This is a genomic window from Roseitalea porphyridii (assembly GCF_004331955.1).
Classification (GTDB): domain Bacteria; phylum Pseudomonadota; class Alphaproteobacteria; order Rhizobiales; family Rhizobiaceae; genus Roseitalea; species Roseitalea porphyridii.
Genome location: NZ_CP036532.1, coordinates 159,579 through 175,224 on the forward strand (window position 1 = coordinate 159,579; position 15,646 = coordinate 175,224).

14 protein-coding genes are annotated in these 15,646 nt (G+C 65.7%); 6 read left to right on the forward strand and 8 right to left on the reverse strand.

Annotated features, from left to right (window positions below; translation table 11 throughout):
• Positions 1-46 precede the first annotated feature (46 nt).
• The 3 genes from leuS (at position 47) to holA (ending at position 4,238) form a co-directional block, all read left to right on the forward strand.
• Positions 47-2,644 carry a leucine--tRNA ligase gene (gene leuS, locus E0E05_RS00785; protein WP_131614955.1) on the forward strand — a complete coding sequence of 866 codons (2,598 nt, stop codon included), beginning with the start codon at positions 47-49 and terminating at the stop codon, positions 2,642-2,644.
• Between the two features lie 68 nt (positions 2,645-2,712).
• Entirely contained in the window at positions 2,713-3,192 is a 480-nt protein-coding gene (gene lptE / locus E0E05_RS00790) for an LPS assembly lipoprotein LptE (protein ID WP_158629236.1), read from the forward strand.
• A gap of 14 nt (positions 3,193-3,206) precedes the next feature.
• Positions 3,207-4,238: a DNA polymerase III subunit delta gene (gene holA, locus E0E05_RS00795; RefSeq protein WP_131614957.1), complete on the forward strand. Its 1,032-nt coding sequence runs from the start codon at positions 3,207-3,209 to the stop codon at positions 4,236-4,238.
• Positions 4,239-4,280: 42 nt separating this feature from the next.
• Here holA and E0E05_RS00800 read toward each other — a convergent pair whose 3' ends face one another.
• The 8 genes from E0E05_RS00800 to hemE form a co-directional block, all read right to left on the reverse strand.
• Complete coding sequence (locus E0E05_RS00800) at positions 4,281-5,153, reverse strand: ParB/RepB/Spo0J family partition protein (RefSeq protein WP_131614958.1); 873 nt, start codon at positions 5,151-5,153, stop codon at positions 4,281-4,283.
• A 39-nt stretch (positions 5,154-5,192) separates the two neighbouring features.
• The gene (locus E0E05_RS00805; RefSeq protein ID WP_131614959.1) at positions 5,193-5,984 is read right to left on the reverse strand and encodes a ParA family protein; all 792 of its coding nucleotides are present in this window, start codon (positions 5,982-5,984) and stop codon (positions 5,193-5,195) included.
• Positions 5,985-6,000: 16 nt separating this feature from the next.
• Positions 6,001-6,636: a 16S rRNA (guanine(527)-N(7))-methyltransferase RsmG gene (gene rsmG, locus E0E05_RS00810; RefSeq protein ID WP_131614960.1), complete on the reverse strand. Its 636-nt coding sequence runs from the start codon at positions 6,634-6,636 to the stop codon at positions 6,001-6,003.
• Positions 6,633-8,555, reverse strand: coding sequence for a tRNA uridine-5-carboxymethylaminomethyl(34) synthesis enzyme MnmG (gene mnmG / locus E0E05_RS00815; protein ID WP_131614961.1), 1,923 nt, complete (start codon positions 8,553-8,555; stop codon positions 6,633-6,635). The genes rsmG and mnmG overlap by 4 nt, the downstream gene beginning before the upstream one ends.
• A 111-nt stretch (positions 8,556-8,666) precedes the next feature.
• Positions 8,667-9,974 (reverse strand): tRNA uridine-5-carboxymethylaminomethyl(34) synthesis GTPase MnmE, encoded by a 1,308-nt coding sequence (gene mnmE / locus E0E05_RS00820; protein ID WP_131614962.1) that lies wholly within the window; start codon positions 9,972-9,974, stop codon positions 8,667-8,669.
• Between the two features lie 106 nt (positions 9,975-10,080).
• A complete protein-coding gene (rho, locus tag E0E05_RS00825) occupies positions 10,081-11,346 on the reverse strand; it encodes a transcription termination factor Rho (RefSeq protein ID WP_131614963.1) in 1,266 nt (421 codons plus the stop codon).
• 131 nt (positions 11,347-11,477) lie between these two features.
• Complete coding sequence (gene hemJ, locus E0E05_RS00830; protein WP_342212172.1) at positions 11,478-12,023, reverse strand: protoporphyrinogen oxidase HemJ; 546 nt, start codon at positions 12,021-12,023, stop codon at positions 11,478-11,480.
• Positions 12,024-12,036: 13 nt separating this feature from the next.
• Positions 12,037-13,062 carry a uroporphyrinogen decarboxylase gene (gene hemE / locus E0E05_RS00835; protein ID WP_131614964.1) on the reverse strand — a complete coding sequence of 342 codons (1,026 nt, stop codon included), beginning with the start codon at positions 13,060-13,062 and terminating at the stop codon, positions 12,037-12,039.
• Positions 13,063-13,559: 497 nt separating this feature from the next.
• On the opposite strand from hemE, the gene E0E05_RS00840 reads away from it, so the two are divergent.
• The 3 genes from E0E05_RS00840 to coaE are packed head-to-tail and all read left to right on the forward strand — an operon-like array spanning position 13,560 to position 15,593.
• Positions 13,560-14,153, forward strand: a complete 594-nt coding sequence (locus E0E05_RS00840) for a Maf-like protein (protein ID WP_131614965.1) — start codon at positions 13,560-13,562, stop codon at positions 14,151-14,153.
• Positions 14,146-15,000, forward strand: coding sequence for a shikimate dehydrogenase (locus E0E05_RS00845; protein WP_131614966.1), 855 nt, complete (start codon positions 14,146-14,148; stop codon positions 14,998-15,000). Before E0E05_RS00840 ends, E0E05_RS00845 begins: the two co-directional genes overlap by 8 nt.
• Entirely contained in the window at positions 14,997-15,593 is a 597-nt protein-coding gene (gene coaE / locus E0E05_RS00850; protein ID WP_131614967.1) for a dephospho-CoA kinase, read from the forward strand. Before E0E05_RS00845 ends, coaE begins: the two co-directional genes overlap by 4 nt.
• The last annotated feature ends 53 nt before the right edge of the window (positions 15,594-15,646 follow it).

Sequence of the window (15,646 nt, forward strand, 5' to 3'; positions counted from 1 at the left end):
TTTCAAGCCCGGCGGCATTGTCCCGCCGCTCCGAGCCCGGACCTTCATGAGCACCGAACGATACAATCCGCGCGTCGCCGAACCGAAGTGGCAGAAGGCCTGGGACGAGGCGGCGCTCTTCCGGACCGACAACGACGATCCGCGCCCGAAATATTACGTGCTCGAGATGTTCCCCTATCCGTCCGGGCGTATCCATATCGGTCATACGCGCAACTATACGATGGGCGACGTCGTCGCCCGCTACAAGCGGGCCATGGGCTACAACGTGCTCCATCCGATGGGCTGGGATGCGTTCGGCATGCCCGCCGAGAACGCGGCGATGCAGAACAAGGTGCATCCGCGCGAGTGGACCTATCAGAACATCGACACGATGCGCGCCCAGCTCAAGCTTATGGGCCTGTCGATCGACTGGGACCGCGAATTCGCGACCTGCGATGTCGACTACTATCACCGCCAGCAGATGCTGTTTCTCGATTTCCTCAAGGAGGGCCTCGTCGGTCGGCGTGTCTCCAAGGTCAACTGGGATCCGGTCGACCAGACCGTTCTCGCCAACGAGCAGGTGATCGACGGCAAGGGCTGGCGCTCGGGCGCCGAAGTCGAGCAACGCGAGCTGGCCCAGTGGGTCTTCAGGATCACCGACTTCAGCGAGGATCTGCTCGAGGCGATCGATACGCTGGACGAGTGGCCCGACAAGGTGCGCACCATGCAGCGCAACTGGATCGGCAAGTCGCGCGGCGTCGAGATCCCTTTCCACCTGAGCGAAGCGACGCTCGGCCACACCGCCATCGAATGCTATTCGACGCGGCCTGACACGCTGCATGGGGCAAGTTTCGTGGCCATATCCCCCGACCATCCCTTTTCGATCGCGCTTGAAGCGGGCAATGCGGACCTTGCCGAGTTCAACGCACAATGCCGGCGGACCGGAACGTCCGAAGAAGCGCTGGAAAAGGCCGAAAAGCGCGGCTTCGACACCGGTCTCACCGTTCGTCATCCGGCCGAAGATCGGTTGCTTCCGGTCTGGGTCGGCAATTTCGTGCTGATGGATTACGGCACCGGCGCGGTCTTCGGCTGTCCGGCGCATGACCAGCGCGACCTCGATTTCGCGCGCAAGTACGGGCTGCCGGTGCGCAACGCGTTCTTTCTGCCCGGCGATCAAACGCCGGTCGAAGACGAAGCGCTCGTGCCGCCGAAAACCGACACGGTGGTCTATGTCGACCATTTCGCGGGGATCGGCGAAACAACCGGCGCGGACGGCATCGAGCGGACCATCGACTGGTTCGAGGCGCACGGCAAGGGCCGTGGCGTGACCCGCTTCCGGCTGCGCGACTGGGGCATCTCGCGGCAACGCTACTGGGGCTGCCCGATCCCGATCATCCATTGCGACGATTGCGGGCTGGTGCCCGTGCCGAAGGATCAGCTGCCGGTCCGGCTGCCCGATGACATCAGCTTCGACCGGCCGGGCAATCCGCTCGACCATCATCCGACCTGGAAGAACGTCGACTGCCCGTCCTGCGGCAAGCCGGCGCGGCGCGAGACCGACACGATGGACACGTTCGTCGATTCGTCCTGGTATTTCGCCCGCTTCACCGCGCCGCAAGAAGACGCGCCGACCGACCCGAAGGCGGCCAATGCGTGGCTGCCGGTGGACCAGTATATCGGCGGCATCGAACACGCGATCCTGCATCTTCTCTATTCGCGCTTCTTCGCCCGCGCGATGACCAGGACGGGTCACATGGACGTCGCCGAGCCCTTCAAGGGCCTGTTCACCCAGGGCATGGTCGTCCACGAGACCTACCGGGGCGAGAACGGCGACTGGCTCGATCCGTCCCAGGTGCGCATCGAGGGCCATGACGACGAGCGCAGGGCCTTCGACGCCGAGACCGGCGCAGCGGTCACGATCGGCGGGCTCGAGAAGATGTCCAAGTCCAAGAAGAACACGATCGGGCCCGAGGACATCACGCAAAGCTACGGCGCGGACACCGCGCGCTGGTTCATGCTGTCGGATTCGCCGCCCGACCGCGACGTCGAATGGACCGACGCCGGCGCCGAGGGTGCGCACCGGTTCATCCAGCGCCTGTGGCGGATCGTGGCCGGCGCCGCGCCGTCGATCGGGCCGGGCGATCCGTCCGGCGCATCGGACGACGCCACCGCGATGCGCAAGGCGACCCACAAGGCGCTCAAGGGCGTCGGCGAGGATTTCGCGCGGCTGGCCTTCAACAAGGCGATCGCCCGGATCCATGAACTGGTCAACGCCATCGCCCCCGCCGTGGACAAGGCGGCCCGCTCGGGCGCAGATGCCGACCGGGCGGCAGCGCACGAGACGCTCTCGATCCTCGTCCAGCTCGTCGCACCGATCGCACCGCATCTCGCCGAGGAGTGCTGGGCCACGCTCGGCCACGGCGACATGGTCGCCCGCGCTCCCTGGCCCGCATTCGAACCCGGCCTCGTCGCCGACGACACGATCACCATGCCGGTGCAGATCAACGGCAAGAAGCGGGGCGAACTCGCCGTCGCGCGCGAAGCGGACAAGGCCGATGTCGAGGCCTCGGCGCTGGCGCTCGACTTCGTCCAGCGGCACCTGAACGGAGCCGCGCCGAAAAAGGTGATTGTCGTGCCCGGCCGCATCATCAATATTGTCGCGTGATGGTCATGCCTCATCCCCTTCGCCGGTTCCGCCGCCTCTCACGCCGCGCAGCGTTGGCCGGCGGCCTCATGCTGCTCGCCGGCTGCACGGTTCAGCCGCTCTATCAGACATCTGCTCCCGGCATCGGAGGGACTGTCGCGCCACTGCGCACGGTCATCGTTGCCGACGTCAACGACCGGGTTTCGCAACAGGTCCGTAACCATCTGATATTCCTGCTATATCAGGGTTCGTCACCGGCATCGCAGGCGCAGTACTCCGCTGCGATCACGGCCTCGCCATCGGTGCGCGACGTCTTCGCAACCACCGCACCCGACGGTTCGACCCAGGTGACGGCGAAACGCATCGTGCTGTCCGGTACGGTGACGCTGACCGATATCGCCGACGGATCGGTGATCGCCCAGGCGACGCGCACGGCGACGGCCTCCTTCGACCAGACGCGGCAGGAGTTCGCCAACCTGCGCGCCCAGCGCGATGCCGAGAACCGGGCCGCCGACGAACTTGCCGAGCAATTCCGCATCGTGATCGCCACCGCGCTCGCAGCCCGCTAGCGCGCCCAAGGCCCATGGCGCAGATCAAGAACCACGAGGCGGACCGGTTCATCGCAAGGCCGGACTGGAGCCACGCGATCTTCCTGATCTACGGGCCGGACCACGGGCTGGCCGCCGAAAGGGCCGCCGCCCTTGCCCGCGCGACCGGCATCGATCTCGACGACCCGTTCAACGTCATCCGCATCGATGCGGGCGTTGGCGGCGATCCGGACCGGCTGATCAACGAGGCCTATACCGTGGGCATGTTCGGGGGCCGACGGCTGATCTGGATGCGCGGCGCCGGCGCCGATCGGCAGATAGCGGATCAGGTCGAGCGGCTGCTCGCCGATCCGCCGCCCGACACGATCGTCATCATCGAGGCCGGAGATCTGAAGAAAGGCGGTGTGCGCGCGACCGTCGAGAAGGCGCGCGCGGGCATGGCGATCCCCTGCTATGCCGACAATGAGCGGGACATCCAGAACCTGATCGATCAGACCTTCTCGGGCACCGACCAGCGGCTCGAACTCGATGCGCGCCAGTTCCTGATGAGCCATCTCGGCGGCGATCGCGCCGCCTCGCGGGCCGAACTGGAAAAGGTCGCACTCTACGCGCTCGGTCAGCCGGTGGTTTCGCTCGGCGACGTCCAGGCCGTTTGCGGCGACGCGTCAGCGCTGGGATTCGACGACATCTCGCTGGCCGTTCTCACCGGCGACCTCGACGGACTCGACCGCGCAGTGACCAAGTTCGAAAGCGGCGGCGGGGCGCCGTCCGCGCTGTTCACGATCATACAGCGCCAGTTCCAGCTGCTCGACCGGCTGCGCGCCGACATGGACCGCGAAGGAAAGAGCCCCGCAGCGATCGTCAACGGTGCAAGGCCGCCGATCTTCTTTGCGCGACGCAAGGCGATGGAACGCGCCCTGTCGATCTGGACCCCGCGCGCCATCCGCGCCGCGCTCGACCGTCTGCGCGAGGCCGTTCTGCAGGCGCGCCGCGCGCGACATCTGGAACCGGACGTGTTGCGGATGACGCTCCTTGCGCTGACCGTTCAGAGTGCGCGCCGCCGATAGCAACCGCCGCATTCCATTCCGGCTGCGAATCGAAGCGGATATTTACTGGCGCTGCAGCAGGCGGCAGAGGTCGTCGAACTGTTCGAGCGAGTGATAGCGGATCCGCAATTCCCCGCCCTCGCCCTTCGGCCTGATGTCGACCTTGTAGCCGGTCGAATCCGACAATGTCCGCTCGATCGCGCGGGTATCAGGGTCCTTGCCCGCCTTCTTCGGCGCGTCACCGCCCTTTGTGGTGGTCGGCTCCTGCGCGAGCGCCTCGGCCTGCCGCACCGATAGGCCTTCCCGAACGATGCGCCGGGCGAGCGCCTCCGGATCGTCCGCCGTCACCAGCGTTCGCGCATGGCCCGCAGACAGTTCACCGGCCGACACCATCGCGCGGACGGACTCGGGCAGCTTGAGAAGGCGCAACGTATTCGCCACATGGCTCCGGCTCTTGCCGATCACGTCGCCGAGTTCGGCCTGGCCGTAGCCATGATCCTCCATCAGCTGCTGATAGCCCAGCGCTTCCTCGATCGGATTGAGATCGGAGCGCTGCACGTTCTCGACGATCGCCAGTTCGAGCGCCGCCTTGTCGCCGACCGCCCGGACGATCACCGGCACCTCGGCCAGACCGGCACGCTGCGCGGCGCGCCAGCGCCGCTCGCCGGCGATGATCTCGTGCGTCTGCCCGTCCTGGCGCGGCCGCACGACGATCGGCTGGATGACGCCGTGATCGCGCATCGACCGGGCAAGGTCGTCCAGATCGGCTTCGTCGAAGGCGCGTCGCGGATTGTTCGGACTGCGCACGATCCATTCGATCGGCATGGTCCGGTCGCCGGCCACCGTCGGTTGCGACGCTGCCACCGGCTGGTCCATCTCGCCGATCAGTGCCGCGAGCCCCCGCCCCAAACGCCTGCCCGATCTGTCGTCAGCCATGCTTATATCCGTCTCGTTTCCGGTTCATGCTCTGGCGGCTCATGCCGCCTTGGCGCCACGCTCGCGCTGGATCACTTCCGAGGCGAGATTGAGATAGGCCTGGCTGCCGGCGCATTGCAGGTCGTAAAGGATCGCCGGCTTGCCGTAGGACGGCGCCTCCGACAGACGCACATTGCGCGGTATCACCGTGTTGTAGACCGCATCGCCCATATAGGCGCGCACATCGTCCACCACCTGGTTGGCCAGATTGTTTCGGCCGTCATACATGGTCAGCACGATGCCCTGTATGGCAAGGCCCGGATTGACCGATCCTCGGATCTGCTCGACGGTCTTCAAAAGCTGGCTGAGCCCCTCGAGCGCGAAGAACTCGCATTGCAGCGGCACCAGCACCGAATGGGCGGCCGCCATGGCATTGAGCGTCAGAAGGTTCAGCGACGGCGGGCAATCGATGATGACGTAGGTGAAGCGGCGCGTATCGGGCTGGCTCAGCGCATTGCGGAGGCGGAACACCCGGTCCGACGCCGTGGCGATCTCCATTTCGATGCCGAGAAGGTCCATGGTCGATGGAACGATCGACAGACCGGGCACGGCCGTCGCGATCGCCGCTTCGCTGACTGGCGCCTCACCAAGCAGAATCTCGTAGGCCGAAACCGTGCGGTTGTCGCGCTCGATACCGAGGCCCGTGCTGGCATTGCCCTGCGGGTCGACATCGATCACCAGAACCCGTTCACCGATCGCCGCGAGCGCGGTCGCCAGATTGATCGCCGTGGTCGTCTTGCCCACGCCGCCCTTCTGGTTCGCGATGGTGATGACCTTCGGTCCGCTGGTCATGCCGTTCCCCGGTGTTTCAACCCGATCCGCGCCGGCGCACGGCCGTCAGGTCCAGGATGACGGAACCGGCGGCGATCCGGCTTGGATGTTCTACCAGATCGAATTCCCAATGTGCACGGCATTCCGCCAGTTCGGTCGCATATCCACGGCCTTTGTGGAACAGCGCGCGGGTCCCCGCTTTCATCCATGGCGCTGCCAGTTCGATTAGGTCGGGCAACGGCGCGAGCGCCCGCGCGGTGACGATTTCGGGCTGCGGAATGGTCGGCACGACGGCTTCGATGCGCCCGGCATGCACCCGTGCCGCCGGTGCACACTGGGCCCGCGCGGTCTGCAGGAATGCGGCCTTCTTCCGGTTGCTCTCGATAAGATCGACGCGCGCGTCGGCGGCTTCGGACATGAGGATCGCGACGACCATGCCGGGGAAGCCGCCGCCTGACCCGAGATCCGCCCAATGCCGCGCGTCCGGCGCGATGGCGACGAGCTGGGCGCTGTCGGCGATGTGGCGCGTCCAGAACTCCTCTTCCGTGGAGGCTGCGACGAGATTGATACGGCGCGACCAATCCCGAAACAGCGTCTCGAACCGGTCGAGGCGCTCGAGCGTTTCACGTGAAACATTGCCCGGCAGCGCCGTCTGGATCGATCGCGCGCTCACGCGGTTTTCGCAGCGCGCCGCTCGAGGGCTTCCGCCTGGCGGATACGCGCGATCAGCAACGCGAGTGCGGCCGGCGTCATCCCGTCGATGCGCTGCGCTTCGGCGATCGTGCGGGGGCGCCGGTCCGTCAGCTTCTGCTTGAGCTCGTTCGACAGCCCGGCTATCGCCTCGAACGCGAAGCCATCCGGAATCGCCAAGCCTTCTTCACGCTGAACCGCCGCGATATCGGTCCGCTGGCGCTCCATGTAGACAGCGTATTGCGCTTCTATCTCCAGCCGTTCGCCCGTACGCTCATCGAGCGCCGCCAGTTCCGGCCAAATGGCGCCCAGACGGGCGAGCGTCACGTCGGGATAGGCCATCAGGTCATAGGCGGAGCGCCGGACGCCGTCCTTGTTGATTTCGAGTCCGAATCGACCCGCCTCCTGCGGCGTCAGGCTGAGGCTGCGCGACAGTTCGCGCGCCCGATCGAGCCGCTCCCGAACAGAATTGAAATGCCGAATCCGTTGGGGGCCGGCCAGGCCCAGCTCGATCGCCCGTGGCGTCAGACGCATGTCCGCATTGTCGATCCGCAGCGACAACCGGTACTCGGCACGTGAGGTGAACATGCGATAGGGTTCCGTGACCCCCTTGCTGGTCAGATCGTCGATCATCACGCCGATATAGCTGTCAGTCCGGCTGAAGCGCACGGGATCGTCGCCGCCCGCGTGGCGCGCGGCGTTCAGCCCGGCCACCAGGCCCTGGGCCGCCGCTTCCTCATAGCCGGTCGTGCCGTTGATCTGCCCGGCGAGATAGAAACCGGCGACACCGCGCAGCGCCAGACTCGCATCGAGCGCGCGCGGGTCGACATGGTCATATTCGATCGCATAGCCCGGCTGAAGAATCACCGCATTCTCAAGGCCGGCCATCGTTTTCAGCAGCGCCGCCTGGACATCCTCGGGCAGCGAGGTCGAGATGCCGTTGGGATAAACTGTGTGGTCGTCGAGACCTTCGGGCTCGAGGAACACCTGATGGCCGTCACGATCGCCGAACTTGATGACCTTGTCTTCGATCGAGGGGCAATAGCGCGGGCCGACGCCGCCGATCTGCCCCGAATACATGGCCGACCGCCGGATATTGGCGCGAATCACATCGTGCGTCTCGGCCGTCGTCCGGGTGATGCCGCACTCGATCTGCCGATTGGCGATCCTTTCGGTCATCGTCGAGAACGGTACCGGGTTCTCGTCAGCCGCCTGCATCTCGAGGACCGACCAATTGATCGTGCGTCCGTCAAGCCGTGGCGGGGTCCCCGTCTTGAGGCGACCAAGGGGCACGCCCATCGCGGCAAGCTGGTCCGACAGGCCTTCGCTCGGCTTCTCGCCCATCCGCCCGGCGGGGATGGTTCGCTCGCCGATGTGGATCAGACCGCGCAGGAAGGTCCCCGTCGTCAGAACCACGGCGCCGGCGGCCAGTTGACGTCCGTCGCCAAGCACGACGCCTGCCACGCGATCCGGCGCTTGCATGCGCAACGAAGCGACTTCGCCCTCGACCACTGTGAGGTTGTCGATCGCGCGGATCTCCGCCTGCATCGCCGCGCGGTAGAGCGCCCGGTCCGCCTGCGTCCTCGGCCCGCGCACCGCCGGGCCCTTGCGGCGATTGAGCAGACGGAACTGAATGCCGGCCGCATCGGCGACCCGGCCCATCAACCCGTCCAGCGCATCGATCTCGCGCACCAGATGCCCCTTGCCGAGGCCACCGATCGCCGGGTTGCACGACATCACCCCGATCGTCTCGAAACTGTGCGTGACGAGCGCGGTCCGCGCGCCAACGGCGGCGCTGGCGCGCGCCGCCTCAACGCCGGCATGGCCGCCGCCAACGATGATGACGTCATAGGCCTGTTCCACGTCCCTGCTCCCGTTGTGGAAAGAGACTGCGCCGCACATGGCCCGCCGGACAAAGGCCGTCAAGGGCGGGCATGTTTCACGTGAAACGATCTGCCATCGGCAGGCGCCGGATGTTTCACGTGAATCACCAATAAGTTCGTTTCACGTGAATCATTTACCGACACAGAACCGCGAGAAGACCGCGCCGAGCATTTCCTCGACATCAATTCGACCCGTGATCCGTCCGAGCGTGTCCGCCGCCAGCCGCAACGCCTCGGCGCGCAGTTCAAGCGGCAAACGTTCCGAAAGCGAATCGATCAGATATGTACGGCCCGTCCGAAGCAGTTCGATGTGCCGAGCCCGACCCGGCGCCAACGTGTCGGTTTGGCCGGCACGTCGCCCCACCTCGGATCGGATCGCCCCGACAAGATCGTCGACACCAGAGCCCGACACGCTGCTGAGCGCAAAGTCGGCGTCGCCATCGGCATCACCCCGCACCAGGTCCGTTTTCGTCCTCACCCGCCAGATCGTTCGTCCGTCGCCCAGGGAGAGATCATTGAAGGCGCCCGTTTCGCTGACATGCAGTACGAGGTCGGCCTGTCCGGCACGCAACCGCGCCCGGCGGACGCCCTCCGCCTCGACCAGCCCGTCCGTCTCCCGCAACCCCGCCGTGTCCGCAATAGTGACAAGATAGCCGTCGAGGTCGAGGCGGGCCTCGACGATGTCGCGCGTCGTGCCCGGCTCGGCCGAAACGATTGCGCGCTCGCTGCCCGCCAGCACGTTGAGAAGCGTCGACTTGCCCGCATTCGGCGCACCGACCAGCGCCACGTCGAAACCGGACCTGAGGATCCGGCCCCGGTCCGACGAGGCAATATGTTGATCGATCTCGGCAACAAGCGACGACACATCGGCCCAGACCTCGTCCGAAACCGATCCGGGAACGTCTTCCTCGTCGCTGAAGTCGATTTCCGCCTCGATCATGGCCCTGGCGGTCAGGAGCCGCTCGCGCCAGTTCGCGTATAGTTGCGACTGGGCACCGGTCGCCTGCTCCACCGCGAATCGCCGCTGCGCTTCGGTCTCGGCAAGGATCAGGTCGGACAGCGCCTCCGCTTCAACCAGATCAAGCTTTCCATTGACGAAGGCACGCCGCGAGAATTCGCCGGGCTCAGCAAGCCGCACGCCTTCATGCTCGACTGCGACGGCCAGCAAGCGGTCGACGACCGCCCGGCCGCCATGCACGTGGAACTCGGCGCAATCCTCGCCCGTGAAGCTCGCCGGCCCGGGAAACCAGAGCACAAGTCCGCGGTCGATTTCTGCGCCCGCGCTGTCGCGCAGAACACGCAGCGTCGCGTGCCGCGGGTCGGGCAGCGCGCCGATCAGCGCTTCGGTCAGCGCACCCGATCGCGGTCCCGAAACCCGGACGACCGCCACACCCGACGGCATGGCTCCGCTTGAAAGAGCGATGATCGTGTCGGCCATGGTCGCGTACCGGCCCTTTGCCGGACCCTTCGACGCCGATCGTTACGTTTCAGAATCGAATCGGACGTTCCCGCGCAGATCGTCGTGCGTTTCGCGTGCGAATCGATCAGGCGTTCATCGAGTCGAAGAACTCGGCATTGTTCTTGGTCTGCTTGAGCTTGTCGATCAGGAACTCGATCGCGTCCGTCGTGCCCATCGGCGACAGGATCCGCCGCAGCACGAAGATCTTCGACAGGTCCGATCGCGGCACCAGCAGGTCTTCCTTGCGGGTGCCGGACTTGAGAATGTCCATCGCCGGGAAGATGCGCTTGTCGGCCACCTTGCGGTCGAGCACGATTTCCGAGTTGCCCGTGCCCTTGAACTCCTCGAAGATCACCTCGTCCATGCGGCTGCCCGTGTCGATCAGCGCGGTCGCGATGATCGTCAGCGATCCGCCTTCCTCGATGTTGCGCGCCGCGCCGAAGAAGCGCTTGGGCCGCTGCAAGGCGTTCGCGTCCACACCGCCCGTGAGCACCTTGCCCGAGGACGGCACCACGGTGTTGTAGGCCCGGCCAAGGCGTGTGATCGAATCCAGAAGGATAACGACGTCACGGCCATGTTCGACCAGGCGCTTCGCCTTCTCGATCACCATCTCGGCGACCTGAACATGGCGCACGGCCGGCTCGTCGAAGGTGGACGAGACCACTTCACCCTTCACCGACCGCTGCATGTCGGTCACTTCCTCGGGCCGCTCGTCGATCAGAAGAACGATCAGATAGCATTCGGGGTGATTGGCGGTGATAGAATGGGCAATGTTCTGCAGGAGCACCGTCTTGCCGGTTCGGGGCGGCGCGACGATCAGGCCGCGCTGGCCCTTGCCGAGCGGCGCCACCAGATCGATCACCCGCGAGGACAGGTCCTTGGTCTGCGCGTTCTCGATCTCCATGTTGATCCGCGAATCCGGATAGAGCGGCGTCAGATTGTCGAAATGGCTCTTGTGCCGGATCCGCTCGGGATCGTCGAAATTGATCGTGTTGACCTTGAGCAGCGCGAAATAGCGTTCGCCGTCCTTCGGCGCGCGGATGGTGCCCTGCACCGTATCGCCCGTCTTCAGCGAGAAACGCCGGATCTGGGAGGGCGAGATGTAGATGTCGTCGGGACCGGGCAGGTAGTTCGCGCTCGCCGAGCGCAGAAACCCGAACCCGTCCTGCAGCACTTCGACCACGCCCTCACCGATGATCTCGATATCGTCGGCCGCAAGCCGCTTGAGGATGGCGAACATCAGTTCCTGCTTGCGCAGGACCGAGGCGTTCTCGACCTCAAGGCTCTCGGCGAACTCCACCAGTTCGGGCGCAGACTTCTGCTGCAAATCGTGTAGCTTCATTTGTTCCATGGATAGACCATTGCGGGAATGGGAAAGGCCGGCGCAAGGGAAGGAGAAGAAAGGGCGCCGGAGGTGGCCGCCACATACGCCCACATCATGGCGTTTTCAAGCAGGCAGGGCAAGCCAATTCGGATGACCGCTCAGAACGGCTTGACGATCACGAAGATCACTGCCGCGATCATCGCCAATGTGGGTACTTCGTTGACGATCCGCCAGTGCCGCGCCGGTTTTTCGTTGCGTCCGTCCGCGAACAGCTTCGCCGCCTTGCCCAGATAGCCGTGCGCCCCGGTCATGATCAGCACTGCGACCAGCTTGGCGACGAACCAGCCCGACGTGAAGAACCCCGCCGTCCACGCCAGCCACAGCCCGACGATCCACGAAACCAGCATCGCCGGCAGCATGATCACCTTCAGGAGGCGCCGTTCCATGACCGCGAATGTCCGGTCCTGGGTCGAGCCGGGCTCGGCATCGCAATGGTAGACGAAAAGGCGCGGCAGATAGAGCAGCCCCGCCATCCACGAGATCACGGCGATTACATGGATCGCCTTCGCCCAGTCATAGCGGGCCTGCGGTGACAGAACGAAGACGAACGCGCCGAACGCCAGGAAGACGACGAGCGCCATCGCCGCGCGAACCGCGGCCTTGCTCCCTTTTCCCGCCGATGTCTCGGGTTCGCTCATCGTCATGACGGGCTTGCCGCTACGCCTTTCCGCGCACATGATCGACCAGGAACGCCATATCGTCGGGGTCGGCCTGTGGCGTGATGCCATGGCCGAGGTTGAAGACGAACGGACCACCCGAAAGCGCATCGAGGATCCGGTCGACGCCTTCCCTGATCGCTTCCCGGCCCGCGACAACGCGCAGCGGGTCGAGATTGCCCTGAACCGGGCCTTCCTTCTGCATCTGCGCCGCCACGTCCAGCGGCACCGTCCAGTCGAGCGCGATCATGTCCGCGCCGGTCTTCTCCCGATAGCCGCGGTACTGGTAGCCGGCGCCCTTCGGAAACGCGATCACCGGCGTGCCTGGCCGTTCGCGCTTGATCGTCGCGATCATCTTGCGCACCGGCGCAACCGAATAGCGTTCGAACGCCACTTCATCGAGCACGCCCGACCAGCTGTCGAAGATCTTCACCGCATCGGCGCCGGCGTCGACCTGCGCGATCAGATATTGCGCCGATGCCTCGGCCAGTACGTCGACCAGCCGGTCCAGCCGTTCGGGCTCGCGATACATCATCAGCCGCGACGGCGCCTGGTCCGGCGTACCGTGTCCGGCGATCATGTAGGTCGCCACGGTCCAGGGCGCACCGCAGAAGCCAAGCAGAGTCGTCTCCTCCGGCAGCTCGCCGCGCAATCGCCGCACCGTCTCGAACACCGGCGCAAGATGATCGAGAACGCCGGACGGATCGAGCTTTTCGATCTCGTCGCCGGCCAGCGGCCGCATGCGCGGACCTTCGCCCTGCACGAATTCGACGTCGCGGTCGAGCGCATCGGGAATGACGAGGATGTCGGAGAACAGGATCGCCGCGTCGAACCCGTAGCGCCGGATCGGCTGCAGCGTCGCTTCCACGGCCAGCTCGGGCGTGTAGCAGAAATCGAGGAAGTTCTTCGCGTTCGCGCGCGTCGCCCGATATTCCGGCAGATAGCGGCCGGCCTGCCGCATGATCCAGATCGGTGGCGGGTTCACCGTCTTGCCCTGCATGACCTCCAGGATTTTCCGCTCGCCCATGCAGCACTCCACCTTTTTCACCGCCTCTTTAAGGAACAGATGTCTAACGGAAGGTTTTTGATTTTTCTATGAGTCTGTGAGTTGCGGGCATGGTTCTTTCGTCCCCGCTTTTCCACGCGATTTCCACGGCCAGTTCCATTCGCACATGGATGCGCCACGTCATCCACAGTTCCGCTGGAAAGCGGATTTGTTATTTAATATCAAATAATTAACGGCAATTACACCGCCTGAACCTGTGTATCGGCAATGCAAGGCCCTCGCCTTCCGGTTCTCCCGCCGTGCACCGGTGGCGTGGGATCTCGATCATTCGGCCGCTCGCTGTTCGTGATCCGCGCCGATTTGCCCACCGGAGCGGGCCGCCCTTCGACAATCGTCAAAACCGTCAACAGAGCCGGCCCCGTTCATCCCGCCTGTCTGCCAGGCCTTGACAGCTTGCGGCGCCGCTGCGGGCGCGTTAGGCGGAGGCGATTCGCAACAGCCACGCACCGGTGCCCCTCATGACGCTTGTTCTCGCTTCCAGCAGCCCGTTCCGTGCCGCGATCCTGCGCAATGCGGGGCTTGCGATCGAAACCGAGGCTGCCACCGTCGACGAACGGGCCATCGAGAGGCCATTGCTCGAGGCAGGCCTCGATGCAGCCGACGTCGCCCAGGTTCTCGCCGAAGCGAAGGCGAGCGATGTGTCCTCGCGGCGGCCCGGAGCGCTGGTGATCGGCGCGGACCAGACGATGACGCTCGACGGCGAATTGCTGCACAAGCCTGCCGATATGGAACAGGCGCGTTACCGGCTGCTCGCCATGTCCGGAAAGACGCACACGCTCCATAGCGGATTGGCGCTCGTCCGCGACGGCGAGACCGTCTGGCGCCACGTCGCGGCTGCCCATCTGCACGTTCGTGACCTGGGTCCCGCCCTCATCGGACGTTATCTCGCCTCTGTCGGAGACCGCGCCCTTCAGAGCGTCGGCGCCTACCAGATCGAGGGCGAGGGCATCCAGCTCTTCGACCGGATCGAGGGTGATCACTTCACCATCATCGGTCTGCCTCTGTTGCCGCTTCTGGCGGAACTGCGCGCGCGCGGCGAAATCGATGGCTGAGACGATCCGCGCCTTCGTCGCCGGTCACCCGATCGGCCATTCGCGTTCGCCGTTGATCCACGGCCACTGGCTGGCGGAATTGGGGATCGACGGCAGCTACGAAGCGCTCGACATCGCCCCGGCCGAGTTCCCTTCGTTCGTCACCGGCCTCCCGGCATCGGGCTGGGCGGGCGGCAACGTTACGATCCCGCACAAGGAGGCCGCGTTCGCCGCCGTCTCCCGGCACGACGTGGCCGCAGAAGCGATCGGCGCGGTCAACACGCTCTGGCACGAAGGGGACAGACTGGTCGGCGGCAACACCGACGCCTACGGTTTCGCCGCCAATCTCGACGAACGGACGCCCGGATGGCGCGACGGCACCCGTGCCCTGGTGATCGGCGCCGGTGGCGCGAGCCGGGCGATCATCTTCGCTCTTCTTGAAGCCGGCTTCACCCATGTCGATCTCGCCAACCGGACAATCGCCCGCGCTGAGGCGCTTGCCGGTCGGTTTGGCCCGGCCATCCATCCGGCCGCGCTCGACACGCTTGATGACATGGCCGCCAACGCCGATCTGATCGTCAACACCACGGCGCTTGGCATGGCCGGCCAGCCGCCGCTCGAGATCGACTTCGGGAGCGCGCGCGATGACGCCATCGCCGCCGACATCGTCTACGCGCCGTTGCTCACCCCCTTCCTCGCCGGGGCCCGCGCGCGCGGTCTGCAGACCGCCGACGGTCTGGGGATGTTGTTGCACCAGGCCGTGCCCGGCTTCGAACGCTGGTTCTGCGTCCGCCCGACCGTGACAGCGGCGCTGCGCCGGACTATCGTCGAAGACCTCGGCGAAATTGACGGCGAGGGGGACGCATGATCCGGCTGGGTCTGACCGGCTCGATCGGGATGGGCAAGTCGACGACGGCGCGGATGTTCGCCGACGCAGGTGTGCCGGTGCACGATTCGGACGCGGCCGTGCATGCGCTCTATGCCGGGCGCGCCGCGCCGCTGATCGAGGCGGCCTTTCCGGGGACGGTGCGGGAGGGCGTGGTCGACCGCGCGCTTCTGGGCGAACGGGTGCTGGGCGACGCCGCCGAACTCAAGCGGCTCGAGGCGATCGTGCATCCGCTCGTCGCCGAAGAGGAGCGCGCCTTCATCGCAAGGGCCGAGGCCGGTGGCGCTCCGCTGGTCGTCCTCGATATTCCGCTGCTGTTCGAGATCGACGCGCTCGATCGGGTCGACAGGGTTCTGGTCGTGACCGCGCCAGAAAAGGTCCAGCGCGAGCGCGTTCTGGCCCGCCCTGGAATGACCGAAGCCCGCTTCGAGGCGATCCGCGCCAAACAGGTACCGGACAGGGTCAAGCGCGCCCGCGCCGACTTCATCATCGATACCTCCCTCGGCATGGATTGCGCCCGCGCCAAGGTGGCCGATCTGATCTCGGTTCTCGCGCCTCAGGCCGCTGGTGCGTGAACCGCCATTTCTTTGGATCGCGTCCGCCGGCCCTTGCCGTGCACGCTGGCGCT